Origin of the sequence: Halorubrum halophilum (genome assembly GCF_000739595.1) — an archaeon.
Lineage (GTDB): Archaea > Halobacteriota > Halobacteria > Halobacteriales > Haloferacaceae > Halorubrum > Halorubrum halophilum.
In genome coordinates this window covers 146,233-169,622 of the sequence record NZ_BBJP01000013.1, presented here as the reverse complement: position 1 = coordinate 169,622, position 23,390 = coordinate 146,233, and the positions used below count along the sequence as shown (strand labels likewise).

At 69.7% G+C, this 23,390-nt stretch carries 24 protein-coding genes; 5 read left to right on the top strand and 19 right to left on the bottom strand.

Features of this window, described 5'->3' with window-relative positions; genetic code table 11:
* Positions 1-25: 25 nt before the first annotated feature.
* Positions 26-619, bottom strand: a complete 594-nt coding sequence (locus tag ACP96_RS05225; protein WP_050032501.1) for a GNAT family N-acetyltransferase — start codon at positions 617-619, stop codon at positions 26-28.
* On the bottom strand, positions 616-984 hold the full coding sequence (locus ACP96_RS05220) for a universal stress protein (RefSeq protein WP_050023934.1): 369 nt from the start codon (positions 982-984) through the stop codon (positions 616-618). The genes ACP96_RS05225 and ACP96_RS05220 overlap by 4 nt, the downstream gene beginning before the upstream one ends.
* A gap of 119 nt (positions 985-1,103) precedes the next feature.
* Between ACP96_RS05220 and ACP96_RS05215 the strand changes: the two genes are divergently transcribed.
* Together ACP96_RS05215 and ACP96_RS05210 are read left to right on the top strand one after the other, a co-directional pair.
* Positions 1,104-1,892 carry a DUF5806 family protein gene (locus ACP96_RS05215; RefSeq protein WP_050032500.1) on the top strand — a complete coding sequence of 263 codons (789 nt, stop codon included), beginning with the start codon at positions 1,104-1,106 and terminating at the stop codon, positions 1,890-1,892.
* Between the two features lie 2 nt (positions 1,893-1,894).
* The gene (locus tag ACP96_RS05210) at positions 1,895-3,430 is read left to right on the top strand and encodes a GAF domain-containing protein (protein ID WP_050032499.1); all 1,536 of its coding nucleotides are present in this window, start codon (positions 1,895-1,897) and stop codon (positions 3,428-3,430) included.
* Between the two features lie 39 nt (positions 3,431-3,469).
* Here ACP96_RS05210 and ACP96_RS05205 read toward each other — a convergent pair whose 3' ends face one another.
* Together ACP96_RS05205 and ACP96_RS05200 are read right to left on the bottom strand one after the other, a co-directional pair.
* Complete coding sequence (locus ACP96_RS05205; RefSeq protein WP_050032498.1) at positions 3,470-4,315, bottom strand: hypothetical protein; 846 nt, start codon at positions 4,313-4,315, stop codon at positions 3,470-3,472.
* Positions 4,316-4,422: 107 nt separating this feature from the next.
* The gene (locus ACP96_RS05200; protein ID WP_050032497.1) at positions 4,423-5,028 is read right to left on the bottom strand and encodes a YfcE family phosphodiesterase; all 606 of its coding nucleotides are present in this window, start codon (positions 5,026-5,028) and stop codon (positions 4,423-4,425) included.
* Between the two features lie 179 nt (positions 5,029-5,207).
* On the opposite strand from ACP96_RS05200, the gene ACP96_RS05195 reads away from it, so the two are divergent.
* Positions 5,208-6,404: a multicopper oxidase domain-containing protein gene (locus ACP96_RS05195; RefSeq protein WP_050032496.1), complete on the top strand. Its 1,197-nt coding sequence runs from the start codon at positions 5,208-5,210 to the stop codon at positions 6,402-6,404.
* 48 nt (positions 6,405-6,452) lie between these two features.
* Here the strand turns inward: ACP96_RS05195 and ACP96_RS05190 are convergent, their stop codons facing one another.
* Positions 6,453-6,887, bottom strand: a complete 435-nt coding sequence (locus ACP96_RS05190) for a MoaD/ThiS family protein (protein WP_050032495.1) — start codon at positions 6,885-6,887, stop codon at positions 6,453-6,455.
* A 181-nt stretch (positions 6,888-7,068) separates the two neighbouring features.
* Here ACP96_RS05190 and ACP96_RS05185 point away from each other — a divergent pair, with 181 nt between their 5' ends.
* Positions 7,069-9,357, top strand: a complete 2,289-nt coding sequence (locus ACP96_RS05185) for a nitric-oxide reductase large subunit (protein WP_050023925.1) — start codon at positions 7,069-7,071, stop codon at positions 9,355-9,357.
* 6 nt (positions 9,358-9,363) lie between these two features.
* Here ACP96_RS05185 and ACP96_RS05180 read toward each other — a convergent pair whose 3' ends face one another.
* Genes ACP96_RS05180 through ACP96_RS05165 form a run of 5 tightly spaced genes read right to left on the bottom strand, consistent with a single transcriptional unit; the run spans position 9,364 to position 13,353 of the window.
* On the bottom strand, positions 9,364-9,921 hold the full coding sequence (locus ACP96_RS05180) for a diadenylate cyclase (protein WP_050023923.1): 558 nt from the start codon (positions 9,919-9,921) through the stop codon (positions 9,364-9,366).
* The gene (locus ACP96_RS18505) at positions 9,918-10,067 is read right to left on the bottom strand and encodes a hypothetical protein (RefSeq protein WP_154020405.1); all 150 of its coding nucleotides are present in this window, start codon (positions 10,065-10,067) and stop codon (positions 9,918-9,920) included. Before ACP96_RS18505 ends, ACP96_RS05180 begins: the two co-directional genes overlap by 4 nt.
* 6 nt (positions 10,068-10,073) lie before the next feature.
* Complete coding sequence (gene cruF / locus ACP96_RS05175) at positions 10,074-10,955, bottom strand: bisanhydrobacterioruberin hydratase (RefSeq protein WP_050023921.1); 882 nt, start codon at positions 10,953-10,955, stop codon at positions 10,074-10,076.
* Positions 10,952-11,857, bottom strand: a complete 906-nt coding sequence (locus ACP96_RS05170; protein ID WP_050032494.1) for a prenyltransferase — start codon at positions 11,855-11,857, stop codon at positions 10,952-10,954. The genes cruF and ACP96_RS05170 overlap by 4 nt, the downstream gene beginning before the upstream one ends.
* Entirely contained in the window at positions 11,854-13,353 is a 1,500-nt protein-coding gene (locus tag ACP96_RS05165; RefSeq protein WP_050032493.1) for a phytoene desaturase family protein, read from the bottom strand. The genes ACP96_RS05170 and ACP96_RS05165 overlap by 4 nt, the downstream gene beginning before the upstream one ends.
* An 89-nt stretch (positions 13,354-13,442) precedes the next feature.
* Here ACP96_RS05165 and ACP96_RS05160 point away from each other — a divergent pair, with 89 nt between their 5' ends.
* Positions 13,443-14,147 (top strand): SDR family oxidoreductase, encoded by a 705-nt coding sequence (locus ACP96_RS05160; RefSeq protein ID WP_050032492.1) that lies wholly within the window; start codon positions 13,443-13,445, stop codon positions 14,145-14,147.
* 36 nt (positions 14,148-14,183) lie between these two features.
* Here the strand turns inward: ACP96_RS05160 and thiM are convergent, their stop codons facing one another.
* The 9 genes from thiM to ACP96_RS05115 all read right to left on the bottom strand — a co-directional run bounded on the left by thiM (position 14,184) and on the right by ACP96_RS05115 (position 23,370).
* Positions 14,184-15,032 (bottom strand): hydroxyethylthiazole kinase, encoded by an 849-nt coding sequence (gene thiM, locus ACP96_RS05155; protein ID WP_050032491.1) that lies wholly within the window; start codon positions 15,030-15,032, stop codon positions 14,184-14,186.
* A complete protein-coding gene (gene thiE, locus ACP96_RS05150; RefSeq protein ID WP_050032490.1) occupies positions 15,022-15,660 on the bottom strand; it encodes a thiamine phosphate synthase in 639 nt (212 codons plus the stop codon). Before thiE ends, thiM begins: the two co-directional genes overlap by 11 nt.
* A 122-nt stretch (positions 15,661-15,782) precedes the next feature.
* Positions 15,783-16,643, bottom strand: a complete 861-nt coding sequence (locus tag ACP96_RS05145; RefSeq protein ID WP_050032489.1) for a mechanosensitive ion channel family protein — start codon at positions 16,641-16,643, stop codon at positions 15,783-15,785.
* A gap of 84 nt (positions 16,644-16,727) precedes the next feature.
* Entirely contained in the window at positions 16,728-17,900 is a 1,173-nt protein-coding gene (cofG, locus tag ACP96_RS05140; protein ID WP_050032488.1) for a 7,8-didemethyl-8-hydroxy-5-deazariboflavin synthase subunit CofG, read from the bottom strand.
* Positions 17,901-17,992: 92 nt separating this feature from the next.
* Entirely contained in the window at positions 17,993-18,670 is a 678-nt protein-coding gene (gene cofC, locus ACP96_RS05135; RefSeq protein WP_050032487.1) for a 2-phospho-L-lactate guanylyltransferase, read from the bottom strand.
* 18 nt (positions 18,671-18,688) lie between these two features.
* Positions 18,689-19,867 (bottom strand): tubulin/FtsZ family protein, encoded by a 1,179-nt coding sequence (locus tag ACP96_RS05130; RefSeq protein ID WP_202593916.1) that lies wholly within the window; start codon positions 19,865-19,867, stop codon positions 18,689-18,691.
* A gap of 205 nt (positions 19,868-20,072) precedes the next feature.
* The gene (locus ACP96_RS05125; protein ID WP_050025668.1) at positions 20,073-20,969 is read right to left on the bottom strand and encodes a complex I NDUFA9 subunit family protein; all 897 of its coding nucleotides are present in this window, start codon (positions 20,967-20,969) and stop codon (positions 20,073-20,075) included.
* Between the two features lie 91 nt (positions 20,970-21,060).
* The gene (locus tag ACP96_RS05120; RefSeq protein WP_050025670.1) at positions 21,061-21,930 is read right to left on the bottom strand and encodes a universal stress protein; all 870 of its coding nucleotides are present in this window, start codon (positions 21,928-21,930) and stop codon (positions 21,061-21,063) included.
* A 69-nt stretch (positions 21,931-21,999) separates the two neighbouring features.
* The gene (locus ACP96_RS05115) at positions 22,000-23,370 is read right to left on the bottom strand and encodes a hemolysin family protein (RefSeq protein ID WP_050032484.1); all 1,371 of its coding nucleotides are present in this window, start codon (positions 23,368-23,370) and stop codon (positions 22,000-22,002) included.
* Positions 23,371-23,390: the final 20 nt, after the last annotated feature.

The window sequence follows — 23,390 nt, the reverse complement described above, 5'->3', positions numbered from 1 at the left end:
GCGACCCAGACGAATCGGCGAGATGCTATTCGTCGTTCGCGTCTGAGTCGGCGTCGTCGCGCCCGTCCGAATCGTCGCCTGAGTTCGCGTCCGGATTCAGTCGGAGCCCCATCTCCAGTTCGAAGCTCTCGGCGTCGGAGGTCTCGAACCCGATCTTCTTGTACAGCGAGACGGCCGCGCGGTTCCAGCGCTCGACCGTGAGCCACACTTTTCGGATCCCTTCGGACTGCCCGTGGCCGAGCAGCCCGCGGATCAGCTGCGTGCCGATACCGGCACGCTGGTACTCCTGGTGGACGAAGATCGCGAGCTCGTAGGCGTCGCCGTCGGGCACCAGCGTCGCGTGCCCGGCGACCTCGTCGCCGCACCACGCGATCACGTTGAGGCAGTCGTCGCCGAGGATCGCGTCCAGCCACTCGCGGATGCGCTTCTCCCCGCCCGGCGGGATCCCCTGCGCGCGGTCGGCGGGATCGAAGGCGTCGTACATCTCGACGAGCGCCTCGTACCCCTCCTCGCCCTCGAAGGGACGAATCTCGACGGTGCGCCCCTCACGGTCGGTGAACTCCGTGGGGGGAACGATGAATTCGTCCGCCACCGCCTCGGGGTATCCACGGTCGCTCATCTGACCAGCGTGACGGACGTCTTGGCGTTCAACAGTACGAACTCGGCGATCGATCCGATCGTGATCTTCCCCATCGGGCTGGTGTGGCCCCCGCCGAGGACGATCTCCTCGAACCCCTCCGTCTCGGCGATCTCGATCAGCCGGCTTCCCGGGTCGCCCTCGACGCGTCGCACCTCGGCGTCGATCCCCGCCTCGTCAACCGCGGACTCGGCGCGGTCGAGAACCTTGTCGGGCGACACCGAGGAGTCCTCGTTGTCCACCACGGCGATCGTCAGGTCGTCGTTCGCGACCGCCGCGCGCTCGACCGTCCGATCGAGCGCGCGGAACGAGTCGTCGCTGCCGCCGATCCCGCAGAGCACCTTCATACGTCTCACGTCCGCACCCCGGTACAAAAATGGATCTCCGATCGCGGGCCGGTTCCGACCCTCCCGGCTCGCGACGCCCACCGACAACCCTTTTGTTCGGGGGTATGGTTACTAAAGCCATGAACGAACCAACCGATCCCGCGTCGGACGGGGGATCGGACGACGCCGAGGCGGAGGCGTCGGAGCCGGCCGACGAGTCTCGATCTGGCGTCGACGAGACGGAGAGCGACACGCTCGAAGACGAGGCTGACGAGCGCGCTGTGAGCGACGGTGACGCCGGAGACGCCGCGAACCGCGGCGACGATGACGACGCCGAGGAAACCGATCAGCGGGAGGAGCAAGGGCAGGAACAGGAGCAGGGGCAGAACCAGGAACAGGTCCCGCCCGAAGTCCGCAAGTACGAGCGGTTCAAGAAGATGGACGGGGCGCGCTACGAGCGCGTCAACGAGTTCCTCCGCGACCGGACGTACATCACGGCCCGCGAGTGGGCGATCGCGCGGCTCTGCGCGGACTTCCGCACCGAGACCGGCGTCGAGATGACGAAGATCGGCGAGAACCTCCCCGAGCTGGTCCCGTTTATGACCGACACGTACACGCCGCAGGCGGTCAATCAGGCGCGCTACTCCTTCGAGGAGAAGGTGACGAAGGCGGGCGCGACGTTCCTCTACGGCGCGATGTCCGGATTCTTCACCGCGGAGGACTTAGACGAGATGATGTACGAGGTGACGGAGGTCGCGAAGTTCCTCTTGGAGGTCGAAGGAGTCGATCTCGCGGTCGCCGACGAGTTGGAGGCAGAGGACCGAATCAGCGAAGTGATGCGCGAGGTGCGCGCCTCGTCCGCCGACCTCCGCGGCGAAGAGGTCCGGTGTCCTGAGTGCGGACACGTCCACGAACCGAGCGGAGAGTAGCGATGGAACGATTCCCGGAGGCTCTCAACGGCATCCCTGACGCCGTCGTGATCGTCGACAGCGACGGCGTCGTCCGAGCCGGCAACGAGCGCGTCGAGGAGATCCTCGGATACACTCCGGCGGAGGTGGAAGGGACCGACTTCGAGACGCTGGTGTACGACCCGGACGAGGGCGCAGCCGGCGAGGTGCTCCACCGCTACGTCGTCGACCCCGAGCCGCGTTCGATGGCCGCGAGCCTAGACCTCTGCGCGCGCCGCGCCGACGGGACCGAGGTGCCCGTGACGCTCAGCCTCGGCCCGTTCGACCACGACGGAGAGACGTTCCTCGTCGTGACGATCGTCGACGTGCGGGAGGAGCGCGCCCAGCAGGCCGAGCTTCACCGCCGGACGCGGACGCTGGAGGCGCTCCACGAGGCGACACAACACCTGTTGAAGACGACCGATCGGGAGTTCGCCGCGGAGGCGGCGGTCGAGTACGTCGAGGAGGTGCTCGGTCATCCGATCGCGGCGATCTGGCTGTACGACGAGGGACGCGACCTGCTCGATCCGGTCGTCTGGACCGACGCGGCCGACGAGCTCGTCGGCGACCACCCGACGTTCGCTCCCGACTCCGCGAGCATCTCGTGGGACGTGTTTGAGTCCGGCGATCCGGCGTACGTGGCGGACACGTACGACGACCCGGACCGACACAACTCCGACTCGCCGATCCGCAGCGAGCTGATCCTCCCGCTGGGTCGGTACGGACTCATCAACATCGGGGCCACGGAGCGGGACGCGTTCGACGAGTCCGACCTCGCCGTCGCGCGCCTCTGGGCGGCCACCGTCACGATGGTGTTCGTCCGGATCGAGCGAGAGCGCCAGCTTCGGGTTCGCGAACAGGAGATCGCCCGCGAGCGGGACCGGTTGGAAGAGTTCGCCAGCCTCGTCTCCCACGACCTCCGGAGCCCGCTCAACGTCGCGACGGGGAACCTCGATCTGATCCGTGACCGGCTCCAGGCGGAGCACGAGGAGATGACCGAGATCGACACCGTCGCCCGCTCGCTCGACCGGATGGAGGCGCTCGTGGAGGATATGCTTGCGCTCGCGCGGCAGGGAACCGCGATCGACGAGACCGAGTCAGTCTCGCTCGCGGCGCTGGCGGAGGAGTGCTGGGACAGCGTGGACACCACAGCCGCTGACCTCGTCATCGCCGGCGACCTCCAGTTCCGCGCCGACAGGAGCCGGCTGCGGCAGGCGGTAGAGAACCTGTTCGCCAACGCGATCGCCCACGTCGGGGAGTCGGTCCGCATCGAGGTCGGCGCCCTCTCCGACGGCGACGGCTTCTACGTCGAAGACGACGGGCCCGGAATCCCCGCGGACCGCCGCGACGAGGTGTTCGACGCCGGCGTCTCGACCGACCCGGAGGGGACCGGCTTCGGCCTCAAGATCGTCGCCGAGGTGGCCGGCGCGCACGGGTGGACGCTCGACCTCGTCGACGCCACTGACGGCGGCGCGCGGTTCGAGTTCCGCGGGGTCGAGACGGTCGACGCCGACGCCTGACACGCGGGCGCCGGACAGCCGACCCCACGTCTCGGCGGCTCAGACCCCTTCGAAGGAGGGGAGGTGCCACGTCGAGACCCCGTTTCCGTCGAGCACGACGTCGACGTTCGCCCCGCGGTCAGCGCTCGGGAGCCCGACCTCGATCCGGCCCTGACCGGTCACGCCGTCGTCTTCCATGCGAGCGGTGACGCGGTAGCCCCCGCGTGCGTCGGTGACCGACCTGACCTCGACGGCGGTCTCCGGGTCGATCCCGACGTCGAGGTCGGCGACCGTCTCGTCGGTCCCGGTCCCGCCGTCGTCGCCCGTCGCCCGTCGCGTCACGGTCAGTGCGAGATCGCGCCCCTCGTCGGTGACGTTGAGGAGACGGACGCCGAGCGGGGGAGCAGTGCGGTCGTCGGGGTCGGTGGCGCTGCCGTTGCGGGTGGTTCCCTCGCCGTCGCGCTGACCGACGCGCTCGACCGCACGTCGCCGCACGTCCAGCCGCAGGGTCCGGTCCGGCGTCACCAGGTACGGGACCGGGTCGCCGTGCAGTTCGCCCACGGACCGGTCGCCGTCGTCGTTCTCGTGGGACACCGATCCGGCGTGCTGTGCGGTCGCGTAGTGGTTGTCTCCGGAGGCGTGATCGAAAGTCGCGACCGCGTCGACCGTCACCTCGACGGCTCCCTCCGCGGCGTGACGGTTGTGCGTGCGGATCTCCTCGTACGCGGCGACGTACTCCGCGACCGACTCCGGCCCGAGCTCGTCCGGCCGCTCCGGCGGGTCGCGTTCCGCGACACCTCCCTTGTCTCCGCCTCCGACGAGGTCCGCACAGCCGGCGAGTCCGCCGCCGACACCGATCGCCCCGACCGCTCTGCTTGCCCGCTGGAGGAACGCGCGCCTGTCCATGACGGTGTCTCCGCGCGGGCCCCTCAAAAGGTCAACGAAAGAACAAACCCGCGTTTGCGCGTCTGTCGGGTCCGCTCACGGGCCTCTCGGATCGCTCGCTCGCGATCCTACACGTCGAGTTCGCAGTGCGTCACCGCGTCGGGGTCCGCAGACCCGTCGGCGATGTCGGTGTCGAGGACCGCGACGTGGAAGGCGTCGTCTGCGCCGTCGACCGGGATGGGGAGCCCGCCGGGGTTCACCCGTACCGTGCCGCCGCGCTCCTCGACGCCGTGCGCGTGGGTGTGGCCGTGGAACACGTAGTCGTAGTCCCCGCAGTCGACGAGGGCGTCGACGACGACCGCGCTCGTACCGTGGGTGACGGCGACGTCGACGGCGCCGTCGCCAGCGTCGCCAACGTCGGCGGCGCCGAACGAGAGCGTCCCCGCCTCGCCGAGATACGTACCGAACGATTCGACGGTCGACTGGACCGCCCACTCCCCGTCGTTGTTGCCGCGGACCGCGTAGAAGTCGAAGCCCGCGTCGGAGCCGTCATCGGCGTCGGAGCCGCCACCGGCGTCGGGGACCTCACCGGCGTCGAACGGGGTCACGGAAAACGGCGCGACGAAGTCGCCGCAGTGGACGACGACGTCGACGCCCTCGCGTTCGAACAGCGCTACGGCCGCCTCGACGGCGGCGAGGTCGTCGTGGGTGTCGGAGACGATGCCGATCCGCATGGTCGCCTCGGGATCGGGCCGCGCGGGAGTAAAAAGCTCCGCCAGAGGGCACCGAGCACAAGTGAATCGCCTCGGGGTATTCGCCTCGTCCGCTGATAAACCGATCGACCGCTGGCCGCGTTCTCACGGCCCGTGGATCCTGATTCCGCTTTATATGGGATCACCGTTCATGTTCGGACATGACGAGAGACGGCGACGACACCGGTCGACGCACGGCTTCCAGACGCGGGTTCCTCTCGGCGGCCGCGGCGCTCGGCACCGTCGGGCTCGCGGGGTGCGGCGCCCCGCGCGCGGACGCCGGAACGGGCGCGGAGAACGCGGCCACCAGCGGGGAAGCGGCCGAGCAGGTCGAGGAGTGGTCCGGAAGCGACTCCACGGGCGTCGAGACCGACCACCCGTACACGTCCCCGCGGACGACGATCGACCTCGACGAGCGGGATGGGCAGATCACGGTGTCCACGACCCCGTGTCGCCACCAGTTACTCGGGGAGGACACGCGCGGCGGCCCGTGGGAGCTGCCCGAGGTCTGGGCGTGGCAGACGCCTGACACGGACCCGAGCGTCCCCGGCCCCCTACTCCGAGTCACTGAGGGAACCGAACTGGAGATCACCTACGACAACTCGGAGCACAACCGCCCGCACACGTTCCACGTCCACGGGCTTCGCAAGGACTGGATGGACGACGGCGTCCCGACGACGACGGGCCGGCAGGTCGCGCCGGGCGAGGAGCACACCTACGAGATCACGGCGAACCAGCCGGGAACCCACCTCTACCACTGCCACTACCAGACCCAGAATCATCTCGATATGGGGATGTACGGCATTCTTCGGGTCGATCCTGAGGGGTACGAGCCCGCGGACCAAGAGGTCTTCAGGACGATCAAAGACTGGGACACTCGCCTGTCCGCCTCGATGGCCGGCGGCGACGTGGACTTCAGCCACCGCGATCGCAACCCGGACGCGTTCACCATCAACGGGCGGTCGGCGCCGTACAGCTTCCACCCCGAAGAGGGCTCCCCCCTGATCCTCCAGGAGGGTGATTCGGTTCGGATCCACTACGTCAACGCCGGCTACGAGTCGCACGCGATGCACACGCACAACCACGGCTTCACCGTGGTCGAGAAAGACGGGGGCGTCATCCCCGAGGCCGCTCGACACCGCGAGGACGTGGTCCCTCTCGCGCCCGCCGAGCGCAAGACGATCGAGTTCACCGCCGACGCCGACCCGGGCGTCTACGCGCTCCACTGCCACAAGGTGAACCACGCGATGAACGGCGACGCCTACCCCGGCGGCATGATCGGCGGGATGGTGTACGAGAGCGTGATGGACACCGAGCAGTTCGCCTCCGTGATGGACCTGGCGGGCTACGAGGCCTAATCCCCGGACGCCCGTCGTCGACGTAACGAGCGTCTCGGTCGACCCCGGCTAACAGCAGAACATAAACGGGTACACCAGCGCGACCCGGTCGCCCTCCTCCAGTTCGGTGTCGAATCCCTTCTCGTTCTCGTTGAAGTGACCGTTCACGAGGATCCGGGCGTACGCGATCGTCTGCTCGCCGACCGGGTTCTTCGTCCACGTCCCCGGAAGCTCCTCGGGCGTCGGCGCCCAGCCGCTGTGGGTCGCCTCCGCCTCGCTCTCCGCGATCAGCATCTCCTGTAGCTCCGGGTACTCCTCAAACAGCTCGTCGAGGAACTCGCGGAGGGTGTCCCCCTCGAACGTGTACTCGAACTCGTACTCCCCGAGCTCCGTGCGGACGTGGCCGGTACACCGCACCGTGACCGTCGTCTCCGCAGCGTTCGCGGACTCCGTCACGCTCTCGGACTCCGACTCCGGCGCCGCGGCCTCGGTAGTCGATGGCATACCCATTCGTACGCGACGTTCCCCGGTAAGCCACCGCACGAACATGTTCGTGACTTCGGCTCTCGCGGTCGGCCTCGGCCCGTAGCGCTCGCGACTGCGACTGGCGGTGTCAGTTGCCGGGAACGCCGTCCGAACATGTTGCCGGCAAACTGATAGTCCGTCTAGGGGCAACGCCCACCTGATGGAGCTTACACGCAAGACGATCGCGAAGGTCATCGTCGCGGCGTTCCTGCTCAATCTGGTCGTGATGGGCGCCGGGGCGTGGTTCGCGTACCAGGAGGCGCCGCCGATCCCCGACGAGGTCGTCGGCCCCGACGGCGAGACGATCGCCACCGGGGAGACGGTCCAAGACGGGAAGGCGGCGTTCCAGCAGTACGGGCTGATGAACCACGGGTCGATACTCGGCAACGGCGCGTACTACGGCGAGGACTACACCGCCGAGACGCTCGAGTTGAAGACCCAACACATGCGGGAGTACTACGCACAGGAGGAGCACGGTACCGGCTACGACGCGCTCAGCTCCTCGGAGCGCGCGGCGGTCGACCAGACCGTCCGCGACGACCTCGACGGCGCGCACGACGGGAGCGACACCGTCCGGTACTCCCCCGCGGAGGCGTACGCCCACGAGCAGGTGCGCGAGACGTACGTCGAGCGCTACCACGAGGGCGACCACGACCGGGGCGTCCCGGTCGAGATGATCGAGTCGACGGAGGAGGCCGAGGACTTCGCCGACTTCGCGCTGTGGACGGCGTGGTTCTCCCACACCGACCGGCCCGACGGCGACAACTCCTTCACGAACGAGTGGCCGCCCTCGCCGGCCGCCGGCAACGACGCCACCGGCGCCGCGATGACGTGGAGTGTCATCGCGATGGTGCTGCTCGTCGGCGCGGCGGGCGCGGCGATCCTCCTCTACAAGTCGGTGAAGCTCCCGGAGCCGTCGGCGGAGGGGATCGCCGTACCGGAGCCGGGCGACGTGAGCGTCTTCCCGAGCCAGCGCGCGGCGCTCCGGTTCATTCCCATCGCCGCCGGACTGTTCTTGGCACAGGTGTTGCTCGGGGGCTTGTTGGCTCACTTCTACATCGAACGGGCCGGATTCTTCGGGATCGAGGAGGTGTTCGGAATCCACATCCTCCAGTTGCTCCCCTTCTCGATCGCGAAGACGTGGCACATCGACCTGGGCATCCTCTGGATCGCGTCGACGTGGCTCGGTGCCGGCCTGTTCCTCCCGCCCCTCCTCACCGGCCACGAGCCGAAGAATCAGGCGCGGTACGTCAACGTCCTGCTCGGCGCGTTAGTGACCGTCGTCGTCGGCGGGATGGGCGGCATCTGGCTCGGCGCGAACGGCTACTTCGACGGCCAGCTCTGGTGGCTCCTCGGCAACGAGGGACTGGAGTACCTCGAAGTCGGGAAGGTGTGGCAGGGCGGCCTGCTCGTCGGCTTCGTCCTCTGGGCGGTCCTCGCGATCCGCGGGCTCAAGCCGCTGCTCGACCGCGAGCCGGTGTACGGGCTCGCACACATGATCCTCTACGCGGGCGGCTCGATCACGCTGCTGTTCATCGCCGGCTTCTTCTTCACGCCGTCGACGAACATGGCCGTCACCGAGTTCTGGCGGTGGTGGGTCGTCCACATGTGGGTCGAGGGCGCCTTCGAGTTCTTCATCGTCGCGATCATCGGGCTCACGTTGGTCTCGATGAACCTCCTCACGCGGCGCAGCGCCGAGAAGGCCGTCATGCTGCAGGCGCTGCTCGTGATGGGGACCGGCGTCATCGGCGTCTCGCACCACTACTGGTGGATCGGGATGCCGGACTACTGGGTCCCGATCGGGAGCGTCTTCTCGACGCTGGAGCTGCTCCCGCTGATCTTCATCCTCTACGAGGCGATCGGACAGTACCGGGCGATGACCGAGACCGGCGGGTTCCCCTACACGCTCCCCTTCATGTTCATCGTCGCCAGCGGGGTGTGGAACTTCGTCGGCGCCGGGGTGCTCGGCTTCTTCATCAACCTCCCGCTGATCAACTACTACGAGCACGGCACCTACCTCACGGTGGGGCACGCCCACGCCGCGATGTTCGGCGCGTTCGGCTTCCTCGCGCTCGGGATGGTGGCGTATATGCTCCAGCTGTCGATCGACCCCGAGCGCTGGGACGGCTCGTGGCTCCGGGCGTCGTTCTGGCTGTGGAACGTCGGGCTCGCGCTGATGGTGTTCGTCTCGGTGCTCCCCGTCGGCTTCCTCCAGCTTGAGGTCGCGTTCACGGAGAGCTACGCCGCGGCGCGCAGCCTCGCCTTCTACGAGGGGTCGCTCGTCCAGACGCTGTTCTGGGCGCGGCTCCCGGGCGACACCCTGCTCATCCTCGGGACCGCGATCTACTTCGCGGACCTGATCCGCAAGCGCTTCGTCCTGCGGAGCTCCGCCGACGACCCGAGCGTCGACGACATGGCCGTCGCCGAGGGGGTCCTCGACGACGACTGAGGGAGTTTACTCCGCGCGCCACTGCCCGCCCAGATCGGCGCGCTCCATCGATTCCGCGTCGCCGTCGCGGAACACGCTCACTCGACCGGTCTCCTCGCTCAGCGTCACGGTCGCCACGACCTCCGGGCGGACCGAGGTCTCGATCGCGCTCATGTGGCGCGATCCCATCCACGGCTCGTAGCTCACGTCGTCGACCAGGTCGGTCTCCTCGCTCCGGGTGCCCAAGTCCCGGAAGCGGACCATCTGGCCCTCGATCTCGCCGTCGACCGCCACGACGACGCCACCGTCCTGCTGGCGGCTCACCGACTCCACCGCCTCGACGAAGCAGTCCTCCGCGAGCGCCGTCGGACAGCTCTCGCGGGGCCACCGGTTGTCGCCCATGGGGTCGGCGTAGTCGCCGTAGTCGCGGTCGGCGACGACCGCGAAGTAGAGCCCCGGCCCTTTGACGTGCGGCTCGTCCCAGCCGTCGAACGCGAGGCTGACGTGCTCTGCGCAGTAGGTCAGGCGGTCGACGATCTCCCGGACCCGCTCGTGGGTGCCGTACTCGATCGCGAGCCCGCTCATTCGGTCTCCTCCGGTCTGCGGTCGGCGGCGCCGGCGGAGCCCGCCCCGTCGACGCTGTCGGTGACGCGAACACTCATGTCTACGTGAATGATCGCGTCGTATATAAGATGTCCCGAGTCCGGCGTCGTCGAGTCGGGTCCGGTCACGGCGCCTCACCGCCACTGCGTGAACAGGCTCGCGTCGAACCGGTCGGCGCGGACGAGCCCGACGCCGAACGCGACCGCGACGGCGGCGGGGAGCAGGTTCCCGTACCAGAGGTTGATCCCGCCCCAGAGGATCACGAAGCTCACCATATCGTCGAGCATGAACTCGCAGTCGCGCAGCCGGTCTCGGAGCGTCGTCCCCGCGAACGCGCGGTCGAGCGTGACCACCGCGACCGTCGCCGACAACATCCATCCGGCGTAGTTCGACAGGGGGACGCCGAAGAAGGCGCCGCCGCCGAAGCTCCAGAAGCCGAGCGCGACCGCGCCGGGGTCGAGCACCACGTCCATCGCCACCACCGCGGCGATCACGGTCGCGAGCCGGAGCCACCCGTTCGACGCCCGCGGGCCGAGAAGCAGCAGACAGAGCAGGTACGCGTTCACCACGAGCGGGATGAAGAAGACCGGGAGCGCGAGCGGCACCCCGCCGAGCATCGGCCCGAGGCTCACGGTGTACTCGAAGGTGCCGTACGGCCACCCCGTCGCGACCCCGAACAGCTCGATCGCGTAGGTGTACGCCACGAGGACGCTGATCCACCCGACTGCGCGGCGGTCGAGCGCGGGCAACACCCCGACGACGAGCGGCGAGCGCATCACTAACACGCCGAACAGCACGAACCAGGGGTTGAAGGCGAGCGGCTCGGGCACCCACCCCTCCGCGCTGCCGACGAGCGAGATTGCGCCGACGAGGGGGAACAACACGGCGATGGTGAACCGGTTCTCGCGGACGATCCGGTCGAGCAGGCGCTCCGCCTCGCGGCGCGTGTCGGGGAGCCGGGCCCGGAGCGCGTCGAGCCGTCCCGGCGCCGAGGCGGACGAAGGGGAGTCGCTCACGCGAGCGCCTCCGTGATCGGGTAGACGCGCCAGAGCCCGCCCATCGCCAGCAGGGTGCCGACGGCGGTGTTCAGCGCCGGGAACCACCAGTACGCGCGGTCGACCGCGACCGACGACCGGGAGACCCACGCGACGAAGAGGGGGTAGACGGCGAGCAGCGCGCCGAGTCGGAGGTCGACCGCGGCGAACGCGACCGCGGCGGCGACCCAGCAGGCGGCGCAGTAGGCGTATGTCCGCCCTTCGCCCAGAAGCGTCGCCGTCGTCCGAATCCCGGCGGCGCGGTCCGGTTCGATGTCGGGGATCGCGGAGAAGGTGTGCATTCCCATCGCCCAGAGCCACGCGCCCGCGAGCGCCGCGAGCGGCGGGTGCGTCCCGGCCACGGCGGCGTACGCGGCCGCACCGGGCAGGACGTACAGTCCGTTCGATGCGGAGTCGAGGAACGGGGTCGTCTTGAAACGGAGCGGCGGAGCGCTGTAGCCGGCGCCGAGCAGCAGGAAGCCGGCGAGGTACGGCCACGCGACCCGCGGCGTGGCCGCGAACGCGGCGAGCCCGAGCGCGCCGGAGACGACCACCGCGACCGAGACGAGGCGGTCGCCCCGCCAGCGCGCCTCGCGGCCCTCCTTCTTCGGGTTCAGCTCGTCGACGTCGGCGTCGAAGGCGTCGTTGACGCCGTAGAGGAAGACGTTCGCCGGCACGAGGAAGTACGCCGTGAGCCCGACCGTGACCGGCGTGAACAGCCCGCTCACGTCGCTGATCCCGTAGGTGACGCCGACGGCGACGGGGCCGGCGAGGTACAACCAGAACCGCGGTCGCGACAGCACCAGCAGGTACCGGCAGAGGTCGGAGAGCGAGCGTCGGGCGGAATCCGCGGCTCGGTCGGAGTCGCTCACGGCTCCGATCACGCCGTCTTCGACAGCTCCTCGGCGGTCAGCTGTCCGCTGATGAGACACATCGGGACGCCGATACCGGGAGTCGTCGTCGACCCCGTGAAGTAGAGCCCGTCGAGCGCCTCGGACCGGTGCGGCGGCCGGAGCAGCGAGGTCTGCCGCAGGGTGTGCGCCAGCCCGAGCGCGCTCCCCTGATAGCTGTTGTACCGGTCGGCGAAGTCGTCGACGCAGAACGTCTCCTCGAAGACGATCCGGTCGCGCAGCTCCGTACCGGTGTTCTCGGCGATGTCGTCCAACACGAGGTCGCGGTACTCCTCGCGCAGTTCGGGGGTGTCCTCCAGCCCGGGCGCGACGGGGACCAGCGCGAACAGGTTGCTGTGCCCCTCCGGCGCGACGGTGTCGTCGGTCTCGGAGGGGACGCAGAGGTAGTAGGCCGGGTCGTCGGGCCACGACGGGTCGTCGAATATCTGCTCGAAGTGGCGGTCCCACCCGGTCGGCAACACCAGCGTGTGGTGTTCGAGGTTCGGCACGTCGCCCTCGACGCCGAGGTACAGCAGGAACGCGGAGGGCGCGTACGTCCGCGACTCCCAGTACTCCTCGCTGTACTGCCGCTTGTGTTTCGGGAGCAGCTCCTGTTCCGTGTGGGCGTAGTCGGCGTCGGAGACGACGAGATCCGAGAGGTAACGCTCGCCGCCGGCGGTGTCGAGCGCGAATCCCCCCTGTCGCCCCTCGATGGCCGTCACCTCGGCGTCGGTGACGTACTCCACGCCGAGGTCGTCGCCGAGGTCGACGATCCCGTCGACGACGGCGCCGATCCCGCCCTCGGGGTAGTAGACGCCCATGTTGTAGTCGACGTGGCTCATCAGGTTGTACAGCGCCGGGGTGTTGTACGGCGAGCCGCCGAGGAAGACGAGCGTGTACTGCATCAGCTGCTGGAGCTTCGGGTGATCGAAGTAGCTCTCGACGTGCCCCTGCATCTTGCCGAGCAGCGAGAGTCCCCACGAGTACCGGAGCACGTCCTTGTCGACGTAGTCGCGGAGCCGCGGGCGGTCCTCGTACACGAAGTGTTCCATCCCGATTTCGTAGGTGCGCTCGGACTCCTCCAAGTAGTCCTCGAACGCCTCGCCCGCGCCGGGCTCGTACTCCTCGAAGAGAGCCTTGTTCGCCTCGCGGTCTGGGAGCACGTCGACCTTGTCGCCGTCCTTCCAGAACACTCGGTAGTGGGGGTCGAGCCGCTCCAGCTCGTAGAACTCCGACGGCTCGCGGCCGAAGTGGCCGAAGAACCGCTCGAACACGTCGGGCATGAGATACCACGAGGGGCCCATGTCGAACCGGAAGCCGTCGGCCTCCAGTCGGCTCGCGCGCCCGCCGAGCTGCTCGTTCTTCTCCAAGAGGGTCACGTCCGCGCCGGCGTCCGCGAGGTAACACGCGGTCGAGAGGCCGCCGAACCCGCCGCCGATCACAGCGACGGACTCGCCGGCCACGGCGTCGATGTCCGGGGCCACGTCCATGTCCAATCGTACGGCGGGAGCGGTATAAATACCGGCCAGACGGCCGAAGTGGGTACGCCTAAGTCGGCGACAACCGTACCGATCCCCATATGGAGCCCACGGTCGCGATCACCGGCGCAACGAGCGGGATCGGGCGGGCGGTCGCCGAGGCGTTCGTCGGCGAGGGGGCGTTCGTCGCCGTCTCCGGACGCGACGGCGACGCGGTCGACCGAACGGTCGCGGCGCTGAACGAGGAAGGCGATGAAAGTGCCGGCACCGCGTGGGGCGCCCGCGTCGACGTGCGCGACGAGTTCGACTTAGAGCGGTTCTTCGAGGGCGTCGCCCGGGAGGCCGGCCCCGTAGACGCGGTGTTCGCGAACGCGGCCGTCTTCCACGGCGGGCCGGGCGAGCGCCCGATCGACGAGGCGAGCTACGCCGACTACGACGACACGATGCGGACCAACGCCCGCGGGGTCTTCGCGACGATTTCGGAGGCGGTCCCGCATCTCGCCGAGGACGCGCGAGTCGTCGTTCCCTCCGGCGCCGTCGCCCACGAGTCCCGACCCGGGATGGGCGCGTACGCCGCCTCGAAGGCGGCCGCCGAAGGGGTCGCGCGGGGGTTCGCGGCCGACCTCGACGTGACAGTCGGCGTCGTCGACCCCGGGCTGGTCGCGACCGACCTCACCGGGAAGGAGCGCGCCCGCGACCCGGAGAGCGTCGCGCCGCTGTTCGTCTGGGCCGCGACCGAGGCGCCCGCCGAGGACCTGAACGGCGAGCGGCTCGGCCTCCGCGAGTGGAAGGCGGCGACGCGGTAAGCGACCCGAGGCCGCCCGCCCGGCTGACCGCCGGGATCAGACCCCCTCGATCCGCGATGCGGCGTCGAGCGCGGGCCGCTCCGACGCCAGCGCGGCCACCGCGTCCATGAACGCCGTCCGGTAGCTCGCCGGCCCCGCGGGGTCGCCCTCCGCGGCACGCTCGCCGGCGAACCCGTACGCGGCGCACGCGGCGAGCGCGGCCTCGGTCGTCGACGCCGGCGCCTCGTCGCCCTCCCCGACGACCGCCGAGAGCGTTCCGAGGGTGCTCGCGAGCATACAGCCCGACCCGACGAACGAGCCCATGCGCTCGTGGCCGACCGACAGCTCGTACGCGTCCTCGCCGTCGGCGACGATGTCGGTCGGGCCGGACGCGACGACGACCGCTCCCGTCTCCTCTGCGAGCGCCCGCGCCGCGTCCGCGACGCCCGCGTCGCTCTCGCCCACCGACTCGACGCCGCGGACCGTTGCCTCCTCGCCGGCGAGCCCGCGGACTTCTCCGGCGTTGCCCTTAATGATGTCAAACGCTATCGCGTCCAGCAGCCTGCCGACCGACTCGACGCGGTGCGGCGTGGCCCCGTACCCGACCGGGTCGAGCACGACCGGGACGCCCGCCTCGTTGGCGCGCCGGCCCGCGTCGACCATCGCGTCGATGTCGGTCGTCGACGCGGTCCCGGTGTTGATCACGACCGCGTCCGCGCCGGCGGCCATGTCGCCCGCCTCCGCCGGGGCGTCGGCCATCACCGGAAGCCCGCCCCAGTGGAGCGTGATGTTCGCGGTCTCGCTCGTCGTCACGTCGTTGGTCAGGTGGTGCACCAGCGGCGCGGCCGCCTCGACCGCGGACAGGATCTCTCCGACTGGCACATCGTTGACCGGCTCACCGCTCATCGCCGACCACCTCCCGGATCTCCGCGGCCGCGGCGCGCGGGTCGTCCGCGGCCGTGATCGCCGAGACGACCGCCACGCCGGCCGCGCCCGCCTCTGCGACCGCGCCGGCGTTCCCGGCGTCGATCCCCCCGATCCCGACCACGGGAAGGTCGACGGCGTCGGCGATCGTCGCGACGCGCTCGGGGCCGACGCCGTTCGTCTCCGCCGGCACGTCCTTCGTGTCCGTCGCGTACACCGCGCCGACGCCGAGGTAGTCCGCGCCCGCGTCGGCCGCCGCTCGCGCCTCCGGGACCGTCGACGCCGAGACGCCCACGATCGACTCCTCCCCCAGTCGCTCGCGGGCGACCGCGGCCGGCAGATCGGACTGCCCGAGGTGGACACCGTCGGCGTCGACCGCGGCGGCCAGATCGACCCGGTCGTTGACGATCAGGGGAACGTCGGCGTCCGCGGTGAGCTCTCGGAGCCGGCGCCCGAGATCGTACCGCTCGCGCGCCGACCGTCCCTTCTCGCGGATCTGGACGGCGTCGACGCCGCCGTCGAGCGCCGTCTCGACGATCTCTGCGGTTTCTCGACCCGCCGACCGACTCTCCTGCGTCACGAGGTACGCCCGCCACTCGCTGGGATTCATTAGTGATATCTTCGGGTGGTGGCTAAAAAGTGGTTCCGTCTGTCTCGACGATCGCTTATAAGTAAATCCGCGGACGCTCGCGGTGATCTAAAAAAAAACCGCGGGCCGAGCGCGTTCTCGCCCTACTCCTCGTCGGCGACCGACTCGACCATCTCGACGCTCCCGGTGAGCTGCCGGTGGACGTACGGGATGTCGATGCCGGCCTCGTCGAACGCCTCCTTGACCTCGGTGACGTACTCGGAGCGCACGCGGACGAAGTCCCCGCGGTCCGGGTCCGAGATCCACCAGCGACACTGCAGTCCCACGTCGGAGTCGCCGAGGCTCACGAGCCGGACCGAGGGCGCGGGGTCGTCGAGGATGTCCGCGTGGGCCTCCGCCTTCTCGATGATGATGTCGGTGGCCTGTGAGATGTCGTCGTCGTAGCCGATCCCGAAGACGAACTTCTGGCGGAGCGTCTCGTAGGCGACCGGGTTGGTGACGGCGTTGTTCGCGAGGTCGCCGTTCGGCACCGTGATCCGCTCGTTGTCGAAGGTGCGGACGCGGGAGACCCGTAGGTCGATGTCCTCGACGCGGCCCGCGTTCCCGTCCCACTCGATCCAGTCGCCGACCTCGAACGGCTTGTCTTTCAGGATGAAGATCCCGGCGACGAAGTTGCCGAGGAGGTCCTGCGCGGCGAAGCCGATCGCGAGCGCGATGGCGCCGCCGAAGACGGCGAACGCCGATAGGAACGCGCCGTAGCCGGCGACCGTGAACCCGATCGCGATCGCCGCGACCCACACGACCGCGTTGGCGACGCTCGTCCCGAGGCTCCGGACTGCGTCGTCGAAGCCTCGCGACCCGAGGATCCGACGCACGCCCGGAACGAACGCGTACTTCCCGAACAACAACACGGCGAGGAAACCGACGACGAAGCCGACCACCGCCGTCGCGATGCCGCCGAGATCGACCACGTTCGCGATCGCGTCGAGCTGTAGGAGTACCATCGTCCACCTATATGAATGGGTATTTAAAGAAGCTACTGGCAGCGCAGTTGTTTATGCGGGGTCGGTGGCGCATCCGAACCGCGCTCAGTCGCCGCGAGCCGGTCGAGGGTCGAGCGGCCCGTCCCCCCGCGCGACGCCTCGAAGCCGACGCCCGTGCGGGTCCTCCGCGCGCATCCGGTCGCGAACCGCCGGCGGGATCCACGCCCCGCGGTTCGTCGGCGCGGGGGCCGGGTCGACGCCGGGCGGCCCGAGACCGTCGGGGAGGTACCGCGCGTAGGTCGGGAGCCGCTCGCGCAGCGGCATCCCGCCCGCGTCGGCGACCGCGCGGAGGCCGTCGAGGTCGGGCCACGCGTAGTCCGGGTTCACGTAGTCGTCGGTGACGGGGGAGACACCGCCGAGGTCGTCGATACCGCAGTCGACGAGCTCCTCCGCCGGCGAGAGGTTCGGCGGCACCTGCACCGACACCTCCGGTGGGAGCGCGGCCCGCGCCATCGCGACGACCCGGCGCATCGTTTCCAGGTCTGGCTTCGCGAAGTCAGACCGCTCGTTCGGGACGACGTTCTGGACGATCACCTCCTGGACGTGGTCGTGTCGCTCGTGGAGCTCGCGGATCGCGAGCAGGCTCTCCGCCCGGTCGCGCGGGTCCTCGCCGATGCCGACGAGGATGCCGGTGGTGAAGGGCACACCCTGCCGGCCCGCGGCGCGGATTGTGTTGAGCCGCTGGCCGGGGGTCTTCCGGCGGCCCCCCGAATGCGCGTCGACGTCGGCGGTCGTCTCCAGCATGACGCCCATCGAGGCGTTCACCTCGCGGAGCTTTGCGAACTGCGCCTCCGTGAGGTCGCCGGGATTCGAGTGCGGGAGTAGTCCCTCCTCTAAGGCGATCTCGCAGGCGCGGTAGAGGTACTCTACGATCGAGTCGTACCCCCACTCGTCGAGCTGATCGTGGATCTCGGTGTACCGGTCGTCGGGCTCGTCGCCGAAGGTGAACAGCGCCTCCGTGCAGCCGGCGTCGGCTCCCACGCGACAGCGCTCCCGGACCTCCTCGGGCGACAGCAGCGACGCCTCGCCCGGCACGTCGTAGTAGGTGCAGTAGGTGCAGGTGTACCGGCACGCGGTCGTCAGGGGGACGAAGACGTTGCGCGCGAAGGTGAGCCGGTCGGCGGGCTCGACGTCGTCGGGCGTGACCGAGAGCAGCCGCTCGACGCGCTCCGCGTCGGGCTCGATCTCGATCCCGTACTCCTCGGCGGCCGCGAACACGTTCGCCTCTCTCGGTCGGGACTCAAAAAGGATCGCGGTCGCGGATCCGGCGGCGTCGCCGGGGCGGGGGCGATCCGACCCCCTCCCCCCGTCTACTCCCGCTCGATGCCGACCCGCCCGTCCGTCGTATCGAGCGCGAAGCCGGCGTCGCGGAGCCATCGCGGCGCTTTTCCTCCGCCCCCGCCGTCGTTGCCGTCGCCGTCAGCCTCGGCGTGGATCAGCAGCTCCGCGAGATCGGTCGGCTCGTCGATGTCGGTCGCGAGGCGGTGGGAGTCGACGACCTCGACGCTCGCGCCGACTTCGTCGGCGATCCGACGGTGATCGAGGTAAGAGGCGCCGTGGTAGTCCGTCTCGAACTCCGGGTGGCCGGCGACGAACGCGTTCGTCCCGCCGCCGCGGCCGGGCGCGATCGCCACGTCGGCCTCGCGGCCGGCCGCGAACAGCTCCCGCAGCGCTTCCGGGGTGGCGAGCGCGAGGTCGGCCATGACGACCGCGACGCGGTCGGCGACGGGTTCGCTCTCCCCGAGCCGCGCGTCCAGCGCCGCGTTGACCGCGTCGGTCAGGGGGCGGTCGTCGACCGTCACCGGACAGGGGAGGTCGGCGTCGACCGCGTCGGTGGCGAGGACCTGTGGTTCGCCGCCGGCGGCGACGACGGCGTCGAGCACGTCGTCGAGCATCTCGCGCGCGAACCGATTTCGCTCGTCGCGCGAGAGAACGCCGGAGAGTCGCGACTTCGGGCGGTCGGTCGAAAAGGGAACGATGACCTCCATCGCGGGCGACAGCAGCCCTTAGAACAGGGACTCCAGCTCGTCGCTGTCGTCGCTGACGAGCTCGTCGAGGTTCTCGTCGCTCTCCTCGCGGATCTCGTCGAGGTTGTCCTGCGCCTCGATGGCGACCTGCTGGAGCTCCTTGATCCGCGGGACGTTCGTGACGCCCGCGAGCAGGATCACGGTCGCGACGAAGCCGGCGCCGCGGTACGGGTAGTCCCCGCCGCGGACCTCCATCGAGCCGGTCTGCTCTTCGAGCCACTTCCGCCCGCGCTCGATACCCTTCCGGTTGAGGTACTCCGGCGGCCCCGCGAGCACGAGCAGCGCGCGCTCCGCGCCCTCGATCTCACAGGGGAGCGTGAGTCGACCCAGCGCCGCCTTGCGGACGAGGCTGGTGATCCGGTTGGTCGTGTGCGCGCTGTCGAGTTCGTCCTCGCCGCTGTCGTCGCGCAGCCGCGAGAGCAGCCCGCCCGAGGTGCGTTCCTCGACCTCCTCCTCCGCGTAGCCGACGGTGGAGACGCCGCCGCCGGAGAGCGTGTTGATGATCTCCGAGGAGTCGACGACGCTCTCGGCGACTTCCTGGCCCTGCTGGATCTCGCCGGCGCCGAACAGGATGCCGAACCGCCGGACGATCTCCTCGTTGATCTCCTCGTACCCGCCCTGGACGGACTCGCCCGTCTTCCGCCAGGCGTCGTTGTCGAACACCATCAGGTTGTCCACCTCGCGGACGAACGTCTGGAACGACCGGGCCGCGTTGAGGGTGTAAATGCCCCCCTCGTCGCTGCCCGGCAGGATGCCGAGCCCGTAGACCGGCTCGGTGTAGATCCGCTTGAGGTGCTTCGCGAGCACCGGCGCGCCGCCGGAGCCGGTCCCGCCGCCGAGCCCGGCGACGACGAGGAACGCGTCGACCTCGTGGACCGGGATCGAGTCGATGGCGCCCTGCACCTCGTCGATGTCCTCCTCGGCGATCTCCGCGCCGAGCTCGTTGTCCGCGCCGACGCCGTGCCCCTTCACTCGGGACTGCCCGATGAGTACGCGCTGGCTCTCGGCGATGTGCTCGAGACCCATGAGATCTGCCTTGGCCGTGTTGACGGCCGCGGCCGCGCGGACGATCTCCGAGCCCGTCCGCTTGTCGTACTCCAGGAATTTGTCGACGACTTTCCCCCCCGCCTGTCCGAATCCGATCATTGCAAGTTTCATCGTGTGCTCCCTCCGCGTTTGAAATGAACAGAACGTGATCGCGTATTTAAACCTTCGGTTGCCGTTATTACCCGTGATATCCGGATCGCTGACACGAACGGTTGGTCAGCGCTCCGGTCGGCGTTCCGGTGGGCGCTCGCACTGCCAGTGGCGAGGCGTCGCCGTCCCCCGAATCTGACCGGTACGGTCTCGATCGGCGCCGCCATCATTCCACCCTGAGATGTGATCCGAGGGTGGTCAGATCGGCGGGGTCGACGCCGAACGCCGCCACGTCGTTGTCGGCGGTCGTGTTGTCGAACTTCAACGACCGGTACTGGTCGGCTCCCATCGGGAATCCGGGGACGGCGCCGAGCACGCTGAGCCCGATCCGGGCGAGCGGCATCGGCAGGGGAACGATCGTGACCCCCTTCTTCTCGGCCTCGTACACGAGGTCGGTCACCTCGCGCAGGGTCAGGACCTCCGGGCCGCCGACCTCGTACGTCTCGCCGACGTGCTCGTCGCCCTCTAACGCCGCGACCAGCATCGGGACGAGGTCCTCGACGTGAATCGGCTGGAAGCGTGTCTTCCCGCCGCCGGGGAGCGGGTACAGCGGAAGGCCCGGCGCGAACATCCCCTTCAGCCGCTTGGTGAAGGAGACGAACTCGCCGCCCTCGCCGAAGACGACCGAGGGACGGAATATCGTCCAGTCGAGGCCGCTCTCACGGACGACCTCCTCGGCCTCGCCCTTCGCGCGGATGTAGGCGGTGTCGCCGTCGGAGTCAGCCCCGAGCGCGCTCAGTTGGACGAACCGCTCGGCGCCGCCGTCCTCGGCCGCGCGCACGAGGTTCTCGGTGCCCCCGCGGTGGATCCGGTCGTGCATGACGTTCCCGCCCTTCGGCTCGAACAGCGGCGAGAGCGCGACGAGGTTCACCACCGCGTCCTGCCCCTCGACCGCCCCGGCGATCGAGTCGTAATCGGTGACGTCGCCTGTCGCGGACGCGACCCCCTCAGGGGTGTCCCCCGGTGACCGCGAGAGGGCCGTCACCTCGTGATCCCCGTCCGCGAGCGCGCGACAGAGGTACGACCCGATGAATCCGGTTCCGCCGGCTACCAACACTCTCATGCACACCACGTCGGGCGGAACGCCCGTAAACCTACCGCGATGTCAGACGCCGCGGTGGGGGACGGTCGCGGGGCGAAGATCGACGCTCGACTCAGTCTTCGTCGCCCGGGTCGGGGACCGTCAACACCGGCACCGGAGACGTGCGAACGGTGCGCTCCGCGACGCTCCCGAGCAGGTACCGCTCGACCCCGGTCCGCCCCTGCGTTCCCATGACCACGAGATCGATGTCGTTCTCGTCGACGTACGCCTCGATCCCGCGCGCCGCGGACGACCCGACCTCGACCGCTTCTGCAGTCTCGACGCCGGCCTTCTCGGCGGTCGCCGCCGCCTCCGCGACGGTCTCCTCGGTCCCCTCCACCAGCGCGTCGACGCCCGCGTACCCCTCGATCCCGACGCTTCCCACGTCGACGACGGAGAGGAGGTGGATCGTCGCGCCCGCGCGGTCGGCGAGCGTCAGCGCCCGATCGAGGGCGTCGTCTGCGCGCTCGCTCCCGTCGGTCGGCACGAGGACGTTCCGGTAGGGGTACCGCGCCGTCTCGCCGTCGGGCCCGATACTGAGCACCGGTACCGTCGACGCTCTGACGACGCGCTCGGTCGTGCTCCCGAGGAGCAGGCGGTCGAGTCCCGTTCGGCCGCGGGTCGGCATGGCGACGAGGTCGATCCCGTGGTCCCCGGCGTACGTGGCGATCGTCTCGGCGACGCCGCCCTGCAGCACCTCGGTCACCGTCTCCACGCCGCGGTCGGCGGCGCGGTCCGCGGCCGCTTCGACGATCTCGTCGCCCTCGCGTTCGAGCACGTCGACGACCTCCCTGCCGATCCGCGTGACGCTGTCGTGGGTCGTGTCGGCGACGTTGAGAACGTGGACGGTCGCGCCGTGGTCGGCCGCGATATCGAGGACGTGGTCGAACGCGGCGCTCGCCCCGTCGCTGCCGTCGGTCGGGAACAGAATGCGGTCGAACATGCGTCCACGGTCGCGGCGTGTCGGTAAAAAGGGCCGCGGCGGTTCGCGGCGGCAGGGAAGCGGTCGGTATCAGGCGCCGGCCGGCCCGTCGCCGGCGTCATCGGTTCCGTTCCCGTCCCTTTCACTCCCTCCGCCGGCCGCCTCGATCCGGACCGTCGAGATCCGGGCGCCGTCGACGGCCGTGACTTCGAAGACGTAGTCGCCGGCCGAGACGGTGTCTCCCGTCTCCGGGGTGCGGCCGACCCGATCGAGCACGAGCCCGCCGAGCGTCTCGAACCCGTCGCCGTCGAAGTCGGTACCGAGCGCGTCGTTGACGAGGGTCAGCGAGACCGAGCCGTCGGCCTCGTAGGCTCCCGCTCCGGTCTTCCGGATCGCGTGTTCGCCGTCCTCCGGGTCGAATCCGTCGCGGAGGTCGCCGACGAGCGTCTCGACCGTGTCCTCGACGGTGACGATCCCCTCGAAGGCGCCCCACTCGTCGACGACCGCGGCCATCTGCCGGCTCTCCTCGCGGAACTGGACGAGGAGGTCGCTCAGGGACGTGGTCTCCGGGACGACCACGAGGTCGCGCGCGAGGTCCGCGGCCGTGGCCGACTCGTCGCCCGCCTCGTCGGCGCGCAACACGTCCTTCACGTCGACGAAGCCGACCACGCGGTCCGCGTCGTCGGCCGCCACCACCGGGTATCGGGTGTGGCCCGCGTCGAGCACGACTGTGCGGATTTCAGCGAGGTCGGCGTCGGCCGGGAGGCTCGTCACGTCCGGCCGGGGGACCATCGCCTCCCGGACCACGGTGTCGTCGAGCTCGAAGACGGCGTTGACCATCTCCACCTCGGCGTCGGCGACGTGTCCGGCCTCGCCGGAGCGTGCGAGCACGCGGCGGATCTCGCGCTCTTCCATCGTCTCGTCCGTCTCCGAGGCCGGCGGGACGCCGAGCATGCGCGTGAAGGCGTTGGCCGCTCCGTTGAACACGACGATACCGGGCGAGAACAGGTAGTAGGCGAGCTTCATCGGGGGGGCTAAGAACATCGCGACGCGCTCCGCCTGCGCGATGGCGATCGTCTTCGGCGCCAGCTCCCCGAAGACGACGTGGAGGAACGTGATGATGCTGAACCCGATCGCGAACGCGACGAGGTGGACGAGGTTCGCGGGCAAGAGCGGTCCGAGCGCCGGCTCGATCAGCGCCACGATCGCCGGCTCGCCGACCCACCCGAGGCCGAGCGACGCGAGCGTGATCCCGAGCTGCGTCGCCGCGAGGTAGTCGTCGAGACTCTCCATCACGTCCTGCAGCGCCCCCGAACCGGGGCGTCCCTCCTCGACCAGCTGCTCGACCGAGGTGGAGCGGACGCGGACGAACGCGAACTCGCTCGCGACGAAGAAGCCGTTCAAGACGACCAACACGAGCGCCGCGACCACCCGCGTGACGGAGACCGCGACGTCGATCATCGGCGCCTCCGCGGTGCGCG